This is a genomic window from Serratia bockelmannii (assembly GCF_051803255.1).
GTDB classification, from domain to species: Bacteria; Pseudomonadota; Gammaproteobacteria; order Enterobacterales; family Enterobacteriaceae; genus Serratia; species Serratia bockelmannii.
Genome location: NZ_CP196512.1, coordinates 1,744,561 through 1,759,469, shown reverse-complemented (window position 1 = coordinate 1,759,469; position 14,909 = coordinate 1,744,561). Strand labels below are relative to the sequence as shown.

Below are 14,909 nucleotides of genomic sequence, written 5' to 3'. Positions count from 1 at the left end.
TTTGCACAAGGGCCGCTTAAGCGGCCCTTTCTTATTGAATTGCAATGGCTAAGCGACCATCAATCGTGCCGCGGCGGCGCCAGCACCTCGCGGTTGCCGTTGTGCCCCTGCTCGCTGACGATGCCCTGCGCCTCCATCTGTTCGATGATGCGCGCGGCACGGTTATAGCCGATGCGGAACTGGCGCTGTACGCCGGAGATGGAGGCGCGGCGTTTATCCACCACGAAATCCACCGCCTGGTCAAACAACGGATCCAGCTCTTCGTCGCCGTCCATCCCGCCACCGGCACCGCCCTCGCCATCTTCGCCGCCGCTGAGAATGCCCTCTTTATATTGGGGCCGCTCGCGCGCTTTCCAATCCTTGACCACCGCGTGCACTTCCTGATCGCGCACGAATGCGCCATGTACACGCACCGGGATCGAGGAGTTCGGCGCCAGATAGAGCATGTCACCCATACCCAGCAAGGACTCGGCCCCCCCCTGATCGAGGATGGTGCGGGAGTCGATCTTGCTCGACACGGTAAAGGCGATACGCGTCGGAATGTTGGCCTTGATCAGACCTGTGATCACATCTACCGAAGGACGCTGGGTCGCCAGCACCAGGTGGATACCCGCCGCACGCGCTTTTTGCGCCAGGCGAGCGATCAACTCTTCAACCTTCTTGCCAACCGTCATGATCAGGTCGGCGAATTCGTCGACCATCACCACGATGTACGGCTCCTTCTCCAACACCGGCGGCGTGATGTCCATGCTGTCGGTCGGTTTCCAGAACGGATCCGGGATCGGACGCCCCATCGCTTCGGCCTGATCGACACGCTCGTTGTAGCCGGCCAGGTTACGCACGCCCAGGGCAGACATCAGTTTGTAGCGGCGTTCCATCTCACCCACGCACCAGCGCAGCGCGTTGGCGGCGTCTTTCATGTCGGTGACCACATCGGTCAACAGGTGCGGAATACCTTCGTAAACCGACAGCTCCAGCATTTTCGGGTCGATCATGATAAAGCGCACTTCTTTCGGCGTGGCTTTATACAGGATGCTCAGGATCATGGCGTTGACCCCGACCGACTTACCGGAACCGGTGGTACCGGCGACCAGCAAGTGCGGCATTTTGCCCAGATCGGCCACCACCGGTTCGCCGGAGATGTCCTTACCCAATACGATGGACAGCGGCGACGGGTTGTCGCGGAAGGCCGGGCAGTCCAGCACTTCGCGCAGGTACACCGTTTGACGCTTGGCGTTCGGCAGCTCCAGACCGACATAAGGCTTACCGGGGATCACTTCCACCACGCGCACCGCCGAAGTCGACAGCGAGCGCGCCAGATCGCGCGACAGGTTGGAAATGCGCGCCGCTTTAACGCCCGGCGCCAGATCCAGCTCGAAGCGGGTGATGACCGGCCCCGGCAGGATATCCACCACGTCGGCTTTTACGCGGTAATCGGCCAAACTGGCCTCCACCAAGCGCGCTTTCTGTTCCAGCGCGAAGGAGTCGACCGGCTCCACCTCTTTCGGCGCTTCGGTCAGCAGATCCAGCGTCGGCAGCGGCGTGGTCGGCTTCTGCAGCGGCTGATCGTTGCGCATCAGGAACGGGTGAATCAGGCTGTCCATCGCCGGGTGCGGCTCAGCCGGAGCTTGCTGAGGCTGCTGCTGAACCGGTTGCTGTGGCTGCTGATATTGCTGCTGCGACGGCTGTTGATACTGCTGTTGTTGCTGCGGCTGCTGATAAGATTGCTGCTGCGGCTGTTGGTATTGTTGCGGCTGCGCATGCGGTTGCTGGGCAGCCGGCGCCGCAGGCTCAAACTGGCCAAACGGCACGTCGTCCTCTTGCTCGCTTTGCTGTTCAATGCGCTCTTCAAGCTGTGGGGACAGCGTGAACATCGGCTCGCTCGGGCCATCGTCCACTAAATCCGCCATCGGCGAGAAGCTGAAAGCATTACGGGTATCGACCGGGCTGGCGGCCGGCGCCTGCGGGGCAGTCTCTTGCTGACCATAACGCGCCTGCTGCTGCTCGGCGAAAGCCTGACGCAGCGCAGCCTCTTGCCGCGCCTCTTCATCGTCCTGTTGGACTTCACCGTAACGTTGGTTCTGTTGTTCGGCGAACGCTTTACTCAGCTCGGCTTCCTGCTGAGCCTGTTCATCATCCTGCTCCGGCGCGTAGCTTTCGCCATAGCGCTGGCTTTGCTGTTCGGCGAACGCCTGGCGCAGCGCGGCTTCTTGCTGCGCCTCTTCTTCCTGCGGATTTATCGCCGTCGGCTGTTGAGGCTCCGCCTGGCGCTGTTCCTGTTCGGCAGCACGCTGCGAAGGCAGCTTGATGCCGTAGGAAGCCAGCTCACGACGGGTCGGAATACGCACCGGATTCGGCCGCGGCAACTCAGGGCCGATACCCTGTTTAACCTGAGAATTGCCGTCGCTGGTCGCCGTGAAGGCCGGCATAAAGGTCGCCGCCGCGGCGCCCGCAGCGGCAGCGGCTGCCGTATCCAGTTGTGGCTTGGCGCCGGTGGCGCTGAAACCACCTGCTCCGCTGACGTCGGCACTGTCGCGCTGCGCGGCGGTAAAATCAAAGGGAGAACGCGCTGTCGGCTGCGGGGCCGGCTCTTGCCAATTGCCCAGGCGCGGCTCATCGTCATCCTGATAAGGATCGACAGGGCGCGTCGCCTTAGGCGCTGGTGTTTCTTCCGGGATTTCGAAGGAATACAGCGGCGGCGTGGCGTCTTGCGCCGGGGTGCTCACCGGGTGCTGATTGACCGAGGCCGGCGCGGCCGGCGCCACCGTTACCGACGGCGCCTGTGTGGCGATCGGCGCGGCAACGGGCTCGTGGATCTCTGCCTTCACCGCTGGTGCAGGCGAAGCCGCCGGCGCGATTGGCGCGGCGTCGGCTTCAACCTCACTATCGTCGGCTCGCAGGCCGCTGAGCAACGGATCGGCGGCGTCTTCCCCCGCCTCTTTGGCGCTTTCGGTGACCGAGGGTGCGGAGAACAGCACGTCGTCATCGGCAGCCGCGGCTCCGGCGGCGGTCGCCGCAACCGCTGCAGCGGCGCCCTTCCCTACCTGCTCAGGCTCGTCGTCAACGTAACGCTCGTCATCCTCGAAATAGCGATCTTCGCGGCGTGAGCGATTGGTCATCACCGTCGCGACGCCCAACACCGCACCGCCGATCTTCTCGGCGATCACCAGCCAGGACCAGCCGGTAAACAGCGTCAGCCCCGCAGCCCACACGCACAGCAGCGCCAGCGTAGCGCCGATGCCGTTGAACCACGGCAACATGGCGTTGCTCAGCAGGCTGCCGATCACGCCGCCGGAAGCGAAGTAATAGAGATCGTCAACGTTCAGCGCCGCCAACCCGCAGGAGGTAAGCACTAACGCCAAGGTACCGATCAGGCGCAGGGAGAGCGCGAAATAGTCGACGTAGTCTTTGTTGCCGCGTTGGCGATAGGCTGCCCAGCACAGGATCAGCATGATCGGCGGTATCGCGTAGGCGAGCACCCCGAAGGTGAAGAACAGCGTGTCGGCCAACCAGGCCCCAACACCGCCGCCCAAATTGTGAATCGGCTCATGCCACGCGGTCTGCGACCAGCTTGGGTCAGACGGATTGAAACTGACCAACGCAGCCATGAGGTAAACGGCAAAAATCGCTACCACGATAAGCGCAGCCTCCAGCAAACGCCGGCCACTGCTGAGTCTTTTCAGGGTAACTTCTTTATCTTCTGTATATTCCTGGCTCAAGAAAGGCTCTCCAGGTTCCTGTTAGCTGACATAGCAACAGCGCCGAGAAGCTTTCCCGGCGCCGAAACTGTATGAATAAACAGGAGTGTAACCAATTTAATCAGGTTTTGCACCTGCACCTTACCGTGTTTTGATAACCAGACGGTTACTCTGTTTCACTTCTTCCATCACTACGTAGGTACGGGTGTCGTTAACCCCCGGCAAACGCAGCAAGGTTTCGCCCAGCAGTTTGCGGTACGCCGACATGTCCGGTACGCGGGTTTTCAACAGGTAGTCGAAATCACCGGAAACCAGATGACACTCCTGAATCTCTTCAAGCTTCTGCACTGCCGAGTTGAATTGCTCAAACACATCCGGCGCGCCACGGTTCAGCGTGATCTCCACGAAAACCAGCAGGGACGCATCCAGATAATGCGGGTTAAGCAATGCGGTATAGCCATGAATGAAACCCTGGCGCTCGAGACGGCGCACGCGTTCTAAACATGGTGTCGGGGATAACCCCACGCGCTTCGAAAGCTCGACGTTCGAAATACGCCCATCCTTCTGCAGCTCATTCAGGATGTTGCGGTCGATACGGTCGAGATCTTTACCCGGGCGTTTCTTGTTGTCTGCCATTATTATTGTCTCTCTTATTTTCTTCCGTGCACTTGCCACACCCTAGCCAACGTCAATGTGTAAGGGTTCGTTCCAAGCGAAGACCCGATGCCTGTCATGTGCTTCTTCACTACCATCATTCCACGCCGCGCAGCCTGTCTGTCCAACCCCGCGCGACGCCGGCAACGACGTTTAGGTCGAGAAAAAATCAGCAAACGCTTGCGCGCCCTGCTCCGCACATCCACCGCGCATTGCCGCCTCGCGGCGCAAATACGTACGATTTGCTGGTGTTACGGGGATAATTTCTTCTTCCTATGATGTTTTCGCAAATGCGCAGCGGATTGTCAAAGTAAAAGAAGCAAAATCAGAACAACGTACCGTCATGAAAAGTCTGCATCCCATTTTTGGTTATGAATCGCTGGCAGATAAACCCCGGTAGGGAGCGGCTGAAGTCGCAGAATGCGCCGTTTTTGCGCGGTTGGCGATTCGGTAGCCGAATGCGGCTTTGATAAGGTAAATTTCTGCGTTCGGCGTACGATTTGCCGACAGCGGGCGCATTAATAGGCGACAACTATCATACAAATCGTTAACAACGTCGCCCGGCGCTTTTTTTAATGCGCCATTTTCCCTACAATCGGCTTCATTGTCCGCCATTGTGGAATAAAGAGGTTATTCATGGGCACGGCTAAACATAGCAAATTACTGATTCTGGGCTCCGGCCCGGCCGGTTACACCGCCGCCGTCTACGCGGCGCGCGCCAACCTGAGCCCGGTGCTGATCACCGGTCTGGAGCAAGGCGGCCAGCTGACCACCACCACCGAAGTGGAAAACTGGCCGGGCGACGCCGAAGGCCTGACCGGTCCGGCGCTGATGGAGCGCATGCGCGAACACGCGGAGAAGTTCCAGACTGAGATCGTCTTCGATCATATCAACAGCGTCGATCTGCAGCAGCGCCCGTTCCGCCTGTTCGGCGACAGCGGCGAATACAGCTGCGACGCGCTGATCATTGCGACCGGTGCCTCCGCCCGCTACCTTGGCCTGCCTTCCGAAGACGCCTTCAAGGGCAAAGGCGTTTCCGCCTGTGCGACCTGCGACGGTTTCTTCTACCGTAACCAGAAAGTCGCCGTGGTCGGCGGCGGCAACACTGCCGTTGAAGAAGCGCTGTACCTGTCCAACATCGCCGCCGAGGTTCACCTGATCCACCGCCGCGACAGCTTCCGTTCAGAGAAGATCCTGATCGACCGGCTGATGGAAAAAGTGAAAAGCGGCAACATCGTGCTGCACACCGACCATACGCTGGACGAAGTGCTGGGCGATGAAATGGGCGTGACCGGCGTGCGTATCCGCAGCACCAAAGCGGAAAACGAAACCCGTGAACTGGAACTGGCCGGCGTGTTCATCGCCATCGGCCACAGCCCGAACACCGGCATCTTCGGCGGCCAACTGGAGCTGGAAAACGGCTACATCAAGGTGCAGTCCGGCATTCACGGCAATGCGACCCAAACCACCATCCCCGGCGTCTTCGCCGCTGGCGACGTGATGGATCACATCTACCGTCAGGCAATCACCTCCGCCGGCACCGGCTGTATGGCGGCGCTGGACGCAGAGCGTTACCTGGACGGCATCGCCGGCGCAGAAGTCTGCTAAGACGTTCTCTTCATCAGCAAAAAGCGGCTCTCGAGCCGCTTTTTTTTGTCTTCAGCCCCCAGGAGGATGCACGCCGATGCATAATCTTCTTCACTGGCGCTTGCTGGTTGCCGTCGCCGACAACGGCACCATCACTCAGGCTGCGGCGCTCTGCGGCATGACGCAGTCTGCCGCCAGCCAGGCCATCGCTCAACTGGAGACGATGCTGAGCACCCGGCTTTTGGTGCGCCAGCCACACAATGTCGTCCTGACCCAAAGCGGCCTACAGATCGTCGCCCATGCCCGCACGATGTTGGAAGGACTGCGGGCCATTCAACAATGCGCGCAGCAAGCCGGTAACGCGCACGCGGGCAAAATACGTCTGGCCAGTTTCCCGTCGGCATTTAGCAAGCTGTTGCCGCCGCTGCTGCGCAAGTTTCGCCGTCTGTATCCCGACATTGAGCTGATTACGCTCGAGGGCACCGACCACGAAGTGGAGAGCTGGTTAACATCGGCAACGGCAGACATCGGCGTGGTGCTCAATCCGGCACCGGAGCGGCTGTGTTTCCCTTTGGGGGAAGACACCTGGTTGGCGGTCGTGCCCAGCGCGCACCCGCTGGCGCGAGAACGGTGGCCGGTGGCACTCGATGCCCTGTTTCGGCTGCCTTTCATCCTGGCGACCGGCGGATGTGATGTGAATGCGCAAAGTTTAGCGCAGCAGTCGGGCCTGGCGCTGGCCGATATCCGCGCCACCGTCAGCGACTGGCAAACGGCGTTGACGCTGGTCAGAGAAGGCACGGGCGTTGCGCTGATGCCCGCGTCGGTGATCCCGCCCGATGCGCTCGGAGTTTGCGCTCTGCCGCTCGTTGCGCCGGTTTATCGTCGTTTCGGCCTGGCCTGCTCATCCGAGGCGGCGGCCCTACCGCCCGTCCAAACCCTGCTGAATTATCTGCGCGAACAGGAGCAAACCCTGGCCAGTCGCTGAGCTAATAGCGGCTTTCTGAAATTTCCATTTTCCCGCCGGCATCCGCGTCGGCATGCTGTGGCAAGCGCTCTCATTGACCCACAAGGAAATAGCATGAAGCTGTATTTTGCTCCCGATGCCTGCTCGCTGGCCCCACATATCGTCCTGCGGGAATTAGCGATCCCTTTCACCCTGGTCAGGGTAAACAATCGCAGCAAGCGCTGCGCCGACGGTGAGGATTTCTATCGCATCAACCCAAAAGGTTACGTCGCCGCCCTGCAGCTGGACGACGGCAACGTGATCACCGAAGGCCCCGCCATCGTTCAATACCTCGCCGACCAGCGCCCAGAGAGCCGGCTGGCACCGCCACCGACGGCCTTTGAGCGGGTAAGGCTGCAGGAATGGCTTAATTTCATCACCAGCGAGATCCATGCCGGTGCCGCCCCCTTGTTCAATGATGCCCTGCCCGAAGATGCCAAGGCGTTGCTGCGCGACAAGTTGAGACGGCGATTGGGTTATCTCGCGCAAGCGTTGGCACAACAAACTTACCTATTGGGAACGTATTTCAGCGTCGCTGACGCTTATCTGTTTACCGTGTTGCGCTGGATGGCGCGCTTCGAGATTTCGCTGAGCGAGTGGCCACCGCTCCAGCATTATGTGATGCGGATCGCAGAGCGAGCGTCGGTGCGCGCCGCTCTGGAAGCCGAGGCCACGAGTGAGCAAGTCAAATAGTCGGTAACGCGTCTGTTATAGCCACATTTGGCCGCTTTATTATTTTCAGTCTGCCGGGTGACGAGGTAACATGGGACCTCGCTTGTTTGTCGCCGATTGCGCCAAACACTATTATTTAACAGTACGTTAACCCAGTCCGTAACAAACGGGCACCGGCGACGCAGACGCATATCTGATGAAAAAAAACAGACAGCAACAGTTAACCCGTTGGCTTAAAACCCAGAGTTCGTTGGCGCAGCGTTGGCTGCGCCTTTCCATGCTGTTGGGGCTGTTCAGCGGCCTGCTGATCGTGGCGCAGGCGTGGCTGCTGGCCAGCCTGCTGCACGCCCTGATCATCGAACATACCCCGCGCGAACAGCTGATCCCTTCGTTTATCTGGCTGGCCGTCGCGTTCGCATTGCGGGCGCTGTTGAGCTGGCTGCGGGAACGGGTCGGTTTCCTGTGTGGCCAGGTGATCCGTCAGCGCATGCGCCAGCAGGTGCTGGATAAACTGCAGCAGCTCGGCCCGGCCTGGATCCAGGGCAAACCGGCTGGCAGTTGGGCCAGCATCATCGTCGAGCAGATCGAGGATATGCAGGACTATTACTCGCGCTATCTGCCGCAGATGTATCTGGCAGTCTTCATCCCGCTGCTGATCCTGATCGCCGTCTTCCCGATCAATTGGGCCGCAGGCATCATTTTGCTGGCGACCGCGCCGCTGATCCCGCTGTTCATGGCGCTGGTCGGCATGGGAGCCGCCGATGCCAACCGCCGCAACTTCGTGGCGCTGGCGCGATTGAGCGGCAACTTCCTCGACCGCCTACGCGGCCTGGACACCCTGCGGTTGTTCGACCGCGCGCAGGCCGAAACGGCGCAGATCGCCAAATCCTCCGAAGACTTCCGCAGCCGCACCATGGAAGTGCTGCGTATGGCCTTCCTCTCTTCCGGCGTGCTGGAGTTCTTCGCTTCGATTTCCATCGCCGTGGTGGCGGTGTACTTCGGCTTTTCTTACCTCGGCGAACTCAACTTCGGCAGCTACGGCCTCGGCGTAACGCTGTTTTCCGGTTTTCTGGTGCTGATTCTGGCGCCGGAGTTTTTCCAACCGCTGCGCGATCTCGGCACCTTCTACCATGCCAAGGCGCAGGCGGTCGGCGCGGCGGAAGCGCTGGAAACCTTCCTCAGCGCCGAAGGCGAGCAGATGGGCAACGGCACGCGGCAACTGCCCGCCGATCAACCGCTGACGCTGCAGGCGAACGCATTGGAAATCCTGTCGCCGAACGGCGTACTGCTGGCCGGGCCGCTGAGTTTCACCCTGCAACCGCAGCAGCGCGTAGCGCTGGTCGGGCTGAGCGGCGCCGGCAAAAGCTCGCTGCTCAATCTGCTGCTCGGCTTCCTGCCCTACCGCGGCTCGTTGACCGTCAACGGCATCGAGCTGCGTGAACTGTCCGCAGAAAACTGGAGGCAACAGCTGAGCTGGGTCGGTCAGAACCCACACCTGCCAGCGCAAACCTTGCGCGCCAATATCCTGCTGGGCTGCCCGCAGGCCGACGAAGCGCAGCTGCAGCAGGCGGTGGAACTCGCCTACGTCAGCGAACTGTTGCCGTATCTGCCGCAGGGGCTCGACACCGAAGTAGGCGACAACGCCGCCCGCCTGTCGGTCGGCCAGGCGCAGCGCGTGGCGGTCGCCCGGGCGCTGATCGGCCCGCGCCGCTTGCTGCTGCTGGATGAACCGGCCGCCAGTCTCGATGCCCACAGCGAACAACGGGTGATGCAGGCGTTGAATGCCGCTTCGCATCAGCAAACCACCCTACTGGTCACGCACCAGTTGGAAGACACCGAAGACTACGATCAGATCTGGGTGATGGATAACGGGCGCATCGTGCAACAGGGCGATTACGCCACCCTCAGCGCCCAGCCGGGCCTGTTCGCCACTCTGATCGCCCATCGCCGCGGGGAGCTTTAATCATGCGCGTTTTGCTGCCGTTTTTGGCGTTGTATCGCCGCCATAGCCTGCTGATTAGCCTGGGCATCCTTTTGGCGATCGTCACCCTGCTGGCCAGCATCGGCCTGCTGGCGCTTTCCGGCTGGTTCCTGGCCGCCTCTTCGCTGGCCGGATTGGCGGGCCTGCTGACCTTCAACTACATGCTGCCGGCCGCCGGCGTGCGCGGCGCGGCGATCTTCCGCACCGCCGGGCGCTACGCCGAGCGCGTGGTCAGCCACGACGCCACCTTCCGCGTGCTGTCGCACTTGCGAGTGTTCACCTTCAGCAAGATCCTGCCGTTGGCGCCGGGCGGCATCGCTCGCTTTCGCCAGGCCGACCTGCTCAACCGCTTGGTGGCGGACGTGGACACGCTGGATCACCTTTATCTGCGGGTGATCTCGCCGCTGATCAGCGCGGCGGTGGTGATCCTGGTGGTCACCTACGGCCTGAGCTGGCTGGATCCTGCGCTCGCCCTGACGTTGGGTGGCATTCTGTTGCTGCTGTTGCTGCTGGTGCCGCCGGTGTTCTACCGCGCCGGCAAACCGATCGGCGGCCAACTCACCGCGCTGCGCGGCCAATACCGTACCGACCTAACCGCCTGGCTGCAGGGGCAGGCAGAGCTGGTGGTGTTCGGTGCCGTCAACGACTTCCGCCAGACGCTGAACGCCACCGAACAGCGGTGGCAACGCCGCCAGTGGCAGCAGGCCTCGCTGAGCGGCAAGGCGCAGGCGCTGATGATTCTCGCCAGCGGTCTGACGGTGACGCTGCTGCTGTGGCTGACCGCCGCCGGCATCGGCGGCGATACTCAGCCCGGAGCCCTGATCGCGCTGTTTGTCTTCGCCGCGCTGGCGTCGTTCGAAGCGCTGATGCCGGTCGCCGGCGCCTTCCAGCATCTCGGCCAGGTGATTGCCTCCGCCACGCGGGTCAAACAGATCATCGATCGTCAGCCGGAGGTCACCTTCCCTGCCGTCGGCCCGGCCGCGGCCGATCGCGCTCAGCTCAGCCTGCAGCAGCTGAGTTTCACCTATCCCGATCAGCCGCAGCCGGTGCTGCGCGACGTCACGCTCGAGGTCGCGGCCGGCGAACACATCGCCTTGCTCGGCCGCACCGGCTGCGGCAAGTCCACCCTGCTGCAGCTGCTGACCCGCGCCTGGCGCACCGACGGCGGCAAAATTCTGCTCAACGGCGAACCGCTGGAGGATTATGATGAAACCACGCTGCGTCGGATGACCACGGTCGTCAGCCAGCGAGTGCATATCTTCAGCGATACGCTGCGGGAAAACCTGCGGTTGGCCGCACCGAATGCCGACGACGCTCGCCTGAGTGACGTACTGCAGCAGGTTGGGCTGGGCAAATTGCTGGACAGCGACGGCGGGCTGAACGCCTGGTTGGGCGAAGGCGGCCGGCAGCTGTCCGGCGGCGAACAGCGCCGACTGGGTATCGCCCGCGCGCTGCTGCATCCGGCCCCGCTGCTGCTGCTTGACGAACCGACCGAAGGGCTGGACGCCGAAACCGAACAGCAGATCCTGGCGCTGCTGCGCCGGCATTGTCAGGGCAAGACGCTGATCCTGGTGACGCACCGTTTGTACGGCCTGGAACATCTCGACCGCATTTGCGTAATGGATGACGGCCAAATTGTCGAACAGGGCGATCACGCCACCCTGATGCGCCAGCAGGGCCGCTATGCACGCTTTCGCAACCGTATCAGCAACCTGGCGCCGTAATCGGCCCGTAGAGGACGCAGAGACCTTGTATGCGCATCGTTAAGCTTTCCCCCAGTCGCTGGCGTTTCCCTCGCCTGAGGGCGCCCTGCGCGATCCCAACGGCCTGCTGGCGATCGGCGGCGACCTCACGGCGCCGCGACTGTTGGCAGCCTACGAGCGCGGCATCTTCCCCTGGTACTCGCCGGGGGAAGCGATTCTGTGGTGGTCACCCGATCCGCGTGCGGTGCTGTTCCCTGCCGAATTTCATCTCAACCGCAGTCTGAAACGCTTTTTGCGCCACGATCCGTTTCGCATCACGCTCAATCACGATTTCGCCACGGTGATTGCCGCCTGCGCCCACCGGCCGGATGAAGGCACCTGGATCGGCCCGGAGGTGCAGCGTGCCTATCAGCATCTGCATCGCCTCGGCTACGCGCACTCGGTGGAGGTATGGCAGGATGATCAACTGGTCGGCGGCATGTACGGCGTGGCGCAGGGCGCGTTGTTCTGCGGCGAATCGATGTTCAGCCGCGTCACCAACGCCTCAAAATGCGCATTGATGGCCTTTTGCCGCCATTTTGCCGCTTATGGCGGGGAATTGATTGACTGCCAGGTGCTGAACGCTCACACTGCCCGCCTTGGCGCGCGTGAAATTCCGCGCCGTCAATTTTTGCAGCAGCTCAGCACCCTTCAACGGCGGCCTTTGGCGTCGGCGTGCTGGGCGCCGCAAGTCATATCCCCACAGCCGGTTGAACCGCCCTCTCCAGTAAACTAATTGATGGAAACGGTGCAATGTTCACCGACACATCTTTACATAATGGGGGTTTTTCGGCATTATCTTGCCGGTTAAAAACTAAGGTAGTTAGACCTAGAGGATTCGATGGCCAAAGAAGACAATATTGAAATGCAGGGCACCGTTCTTGATACGCTGCCGAACACCATGTTCCGCGTTGAATTGGAAAACGGGCACGTGGTAACCGCACACATCTCCGGTAAAATGCGTAAAAACTATATCCGCATCCTGACGGGCGACAAAGTCACTGTAGAGCTGACCCCGTACGACCTGAGCAAAGGCCGCATTGTCTTCCGTAGCCGTTAATCGGCTCACCGCGCGCCACATGCTGGCGGCATCGAGGATGTAATCCCTCGGGAGCCCTTTCCGTTTACCCCCGCAGCGACGTTACACAACGGGTTGCAGGTGCGCAGGTAAACTGAGAGGGCTCACTCGTTTCTGTTGTACGGTGAATCTCACCCATAAAAAAAAAGCGATGCCGAAGCATCGCTTTTTCTTTGCCTGAAGCGGCCTTAATGCACCGCACCCTCGTCCGCCTTGCGCTTGGCGGCACTGAGGAAGTGGTAGGTCAGCTGTTTCTTGTCCTTGTCCAGCTCGACCTTCACGGAACCGCCGTCCACCAGCGAACCGAACAGCAGCTCGTTGGCCAACGGTTTCTTCAGGTTTTCCTGCATGACGCGCGCCATCGGACGAGCGCCCATCGCACGGTCGTAGCCCTTCACCGACAGCCAGTCGCGTGCTTCGTCGCTCACTTCCAGCGAGACGCCCTTCGCATCCAGCTGCGCCTGCAGTTCGACGATAAACTTGTCGACCACCTGCTGGATCACTTCGGTAGACAGATGGTTGAACCAGATGATGTTGTCCAGACGGTTGCGGAACTCTGGCGTAAACACCTTCTTGATCTCTTCCATCGCGTCGGTGCTGTTGTCCTGCTGCACCAGACCGATCGATTTGCGTTCGGTTTCCCGCACCCCGGCGTTGGTGGTCATCACCAGGATCACATTGCGGAAGTCCGCCTTGCGGCCGTTGTTGTCGGTCAGCGTGCCGTTGTCCATCACCTGCAGCAGCAGGTTGAACACGTCCGGGTGCGCCTTCTCGATCTCATCGAGCAGCACTACCGCATGCGGATGCTTGATCACCGCATCGGTCAGCAGCCCGCCCTGATCGTAACCGACATAGCCCGGAGGCGCGCCGATCAGACGGCTGACGGTATGCCGCTCCATGTACTCGGACATGTCGAAACGCAGCAGCTCGATATCCATCGCCTTGGCCAACTGTACGGTGACCTCGGTTTTCCCGACCCCGGTCGGCCCGGCGAACAGGAAGGAACCGACCGGCTTGCGCTCGTGGCCCAGACCGGCGCGGCTCATCTTGATGGCTTCCGTCAGCGCTTCGATCGCCTGATCCTGGCCGAATACCAGCATCTTCAAACGATCGCCCAGGTTTCTCAGCACGTCGCGATCGCTGGCCGACACGGTTTTCTCCGGGATACGAGCGATGCGCGCCACCACGGATTCGATATCGGCCACGTTGACGGTTTTCTTGCGCTTGCTGGCCGGCATCAGTCGGCTGCGGGCGCCCGCCTCGTCGATCACGTCGATCGCTTTGTCCGGCAGATGACGATCGTTGATGTATTTCACCGACAGCTCCACCGCGGCGCGGATCGCCTTGGCGGTATAACGCACGTCGTGATGCGCTTCATATTTGGTCTTCAGGCCGTTGATGATCTGAACGGTCTCTTCCGCCGTCGGTTCAGTGATATCGATCTTCTGGAAACGGCGCGCCAAAGCGCGATCCTTTTCGAAGATGTTGCTGAACTCCTGGTAGGTGGTCGAGCCGATCACCCGGATCTTGCCGCTCGACAGCAGCGGTTTGATCAGGTTGGCGGCATCCACTTGCCCGCCGGAAGCCGCACCGGCACCGATGATGGTGTGAATTTCATCGATGAACAGGATGCTGTTCTGATCCTGTTCCAGCTGCTTGAGCAGCGCCTTGAAGCGTTTCTCGAAGTCGCCGCGGTATTTGGTGCCGGCCAGCAGTGAACCGATATCCAGCGAATACAGCGTGCAGTCCGCCATCACTTCCGGCACGTCGCCCTGCACGATACGCCAGGCCAGGCCTTCGGCGATGGCGGTCTTGCCCACGCCGGATTCGCCGACCAACAGCGGGTTGTTTTTACGACGACGGCACAGCACCTGAATCGCGCGCTCCAGCTCACGATCGCGGCCGATCAACGGATCGATGCCGCCCACACGGGCCAACTGATTGAGGTTGGTGGTGAAGTTTTCCATACGGTCTTCCCCTCCGGACTGCTCTTCGTTCACCGGGTTTTCCGCATTCGGCGCTTGGCCCGGCTCGTCTTTACGCGTGCCATGTGAAATGAAGTTCACCACGTCGAGACGGCTGACGTCGTGCTTGCGCAGCAGATAAGCCGCCTGCGACTCCTGCTCGCTGAAGATGGCCACCAACACGTTGGCGCCGGACACTTCGCTGCGGCCGGAAGATTGCACATGGAAGACCGCGCGCTGCAACACGCGCTGGAAGCTGAGCGTCGGCTGAGTGTCGCGCTCTTCTTCGCCGGCGGGCAGCGTCGGTGTGGTTTGTTCGATGAAGGCTTCCAGCTCCTGGCGCAACGCGGCCAGATCCACCGTACATGCCTCAAGCGCTTCTCGCGCGGCAGGGTTGCTCAGCAACGCTAGCAACAGGTGCTCCACGGTCATAAACTCGTGTCTGTGCTCACGCGCCCTGGCGAAAGCCATGTTGAGACTGAGTTCCAGTTCTTGATTGAGCATAAGCACCTCCCCAATAGATTGCCTTA

Annotated in this window: 9 protein-coding genes and 1 pseudogene; 7 read left to right on the top strand and 3 right to left on the bottom strand. The window is 61.1% G+C overall.

Features of this window, described 5'->3' with window-relative positions; all coding sequences use genetic code 11:
* Positions 1–59: 59 nt before the first annotated feature.
* Together ACSJLU_RS08430 and lrp are read right to left on the bottom strand one after the other, a co-directional pair.
* Complete coding sequence (locus ACSJLU_RS08430) at positions 60–3,719, bottom strand: DNA translocase FtsK 4TM domain-containing protein (protein ID WP_342096705.1); 3,660 nt, start codon at positions 3,717–3,719, stop codon at positions 60–62.
* Positions 3,720–3,839: 120 nt separating this feature from the next.
* Positions 3,840–4,334, bottom strand: a complete 495-nt coding sequence (lrp, locus tag ACSJLU_RS08425) for a leucine-responsive transcriptional regulator Lrp (RefSeq protein ID WP_004928318.1) — start codon at positions 4,332–4,334, stop codon at positions 3,840–3,842.
* Positions 4,335–4,988: 654 nt separating this feature from the next.
* On the opposite strand from lrp, the gene trxB reads away from it, so the two are divergent.
* The 7 genes and pseudogenes from trxB to infA all read left to right on the top strand — a co-directional run bounded on the left by trxB (position 4,989) and on the right by infA (position 12,397).
* Positions 4,989–5,960, top strand: a complete 972-nt coding sequence (gene trxB, locus ACSJLU_RS08420; RefSeq protein ID WP_049204246.1) for a thioredoxin-disulfide reductase — start codon at positions 4,989–4,991, stop codon at positions 5,958–5,960.
* 76 nt (positions 5,961–6,036) lie between these two features.
* Positions 6,037–6,924: a LysR family transcriptional regulator gene (locus tag ACSJLU_RS08415; RefSeq protein ID WP_060432812.1), complete on the top strand. Its 888-nt coding sequence runs from the start codon at positions 6,037–6,039 to the stop codon at positions 6,922–6,924.
* Between the two features lie 93 nt (positions 6,925–7,017).
* Positions 7,018–7,635, top strand: a complete 618-nt coding sequence (gene gstA, locus ACSJLU_RS08410; protein ID WP_141997711.1) for a glutathione transferase GstA — start codon at positions 7,018–7,020, stop codon at positions 7,633–7,635.
* A gap of 175 nt (positions 7,636–7,810) precedes the next feature.
* Positions 7,811–9,577: a heme ABC transporter permease/ATP-binding protein CydD gene (gene cydD, locus ACSJLU_RS08405; protein WP_173889534.1), complete on the top strand. Its 1,767-nt coding sequence runs from the start codon at positions 7,811–7,813 to the stop codon at positions 9,575–9,577.
* 2 nt (positions 9,578–9,579) lie between these two features.
* A complete protein-coding gene (cydC, locus tag ACSJLU_RS08400; protein WP_043137717.1) occupies positions 9,580–11,319 on the top strand; it encodes a heme ABC transporter ATP-binding protein/permease CydC in 1,740 nt (579 codons plus the stop codon).
* A gap of 29 nt (positions 11,320–11,348) precedes the next feature.
* Positions 11,349–12,073 (top strand): annotated as a pseudogene (gene aat, locus ACSJLU_RS08395) (leucyl/phenylalanyl-tRNA--protein transferase).
* 105 nt (positions 12,074–12,178) lie between these two features.
* A complete protein-coding gene (infA, locus tag ACSJLU_RS08390; protein WP_002211347.1) occupies positions 12,179–12,397 on the top strand; it encodes a translation initiation factor IF-1 in 219 nt (72 codons plus the stop codon).
* Between the two features lie 206 nt (positions 12,398–12,603).
* Here infA and clpA read toward each other — a convergent pair whose 3' ends face one another.
* A complete protein-coding gene (gene clpA, locus ACSJLU_RS08385; RefSeq protein ID WP_025302261.1) occupies positions 12,604–14,883 on the bottom strand; it encodes an ATP-dependent Clp protease ATP-binding subunit ClpA in 2,280 nt (759 codons plus the stop codon).
* Positions 14,884–14,909: the final 26 nt, after the last annotated feature.

Bases quoted from the DNA above. Each gene is read 5' to 3' on its own strand.
- gstA (WP_141997711.1), top strand. From the start codon at position 7,018: ATGAAGCTGTATTTTGCTCCCGATGCCTGCTCGCTGGCCCCACATATC.
- lrp (WP_004928318.1), bottom strand. From the start codon at position 4,334: ATGGCAGACAACAAGAAACGCCCGGGTAAAGATCTCGACCGTATCGAC.
- trxB (WP_049204246.1), top strand. From the start codon at position 4,989: ATGGGCACGGCTAAACATAGCAAATTACTGATTCTGGGCTCCGGCCCG.
- clpA (WP_025302261.1), bottom strand. From the start codon at position 14,883: ATGCTCAATCAAGAACTGGAACTCAGTCTCAACATGGCTTTCGCCAGG.
- cydD (WP_173889534.1), top strand. From the start codon at position 7,811: ATGAAAAAAAACAGACAGCAACAGTTAACCCGTTGGCTTAAAACCCAG.
- cydC (WP_043137717.1), top strand. From the start codon at position 9,580: ATGCGCGTTTTGCTGCCGTTTTTGGCGTTGTATCGCCGCCATAGCCTG.
- ACSJLU_RS08415 (WP_060432812.1), top strand. From the start codon at position 6,037: ATGCATAATCTTCTTCACTGGCGCTTGCTGGTTGCCGTCGCCGACAAC.
- infA (WP_002211347.1), top strand. From the start codon at position 12,179: ATGGCCAAAGAAGACAATATTGAAATGCAGGGCACCGTTCTTGATACG.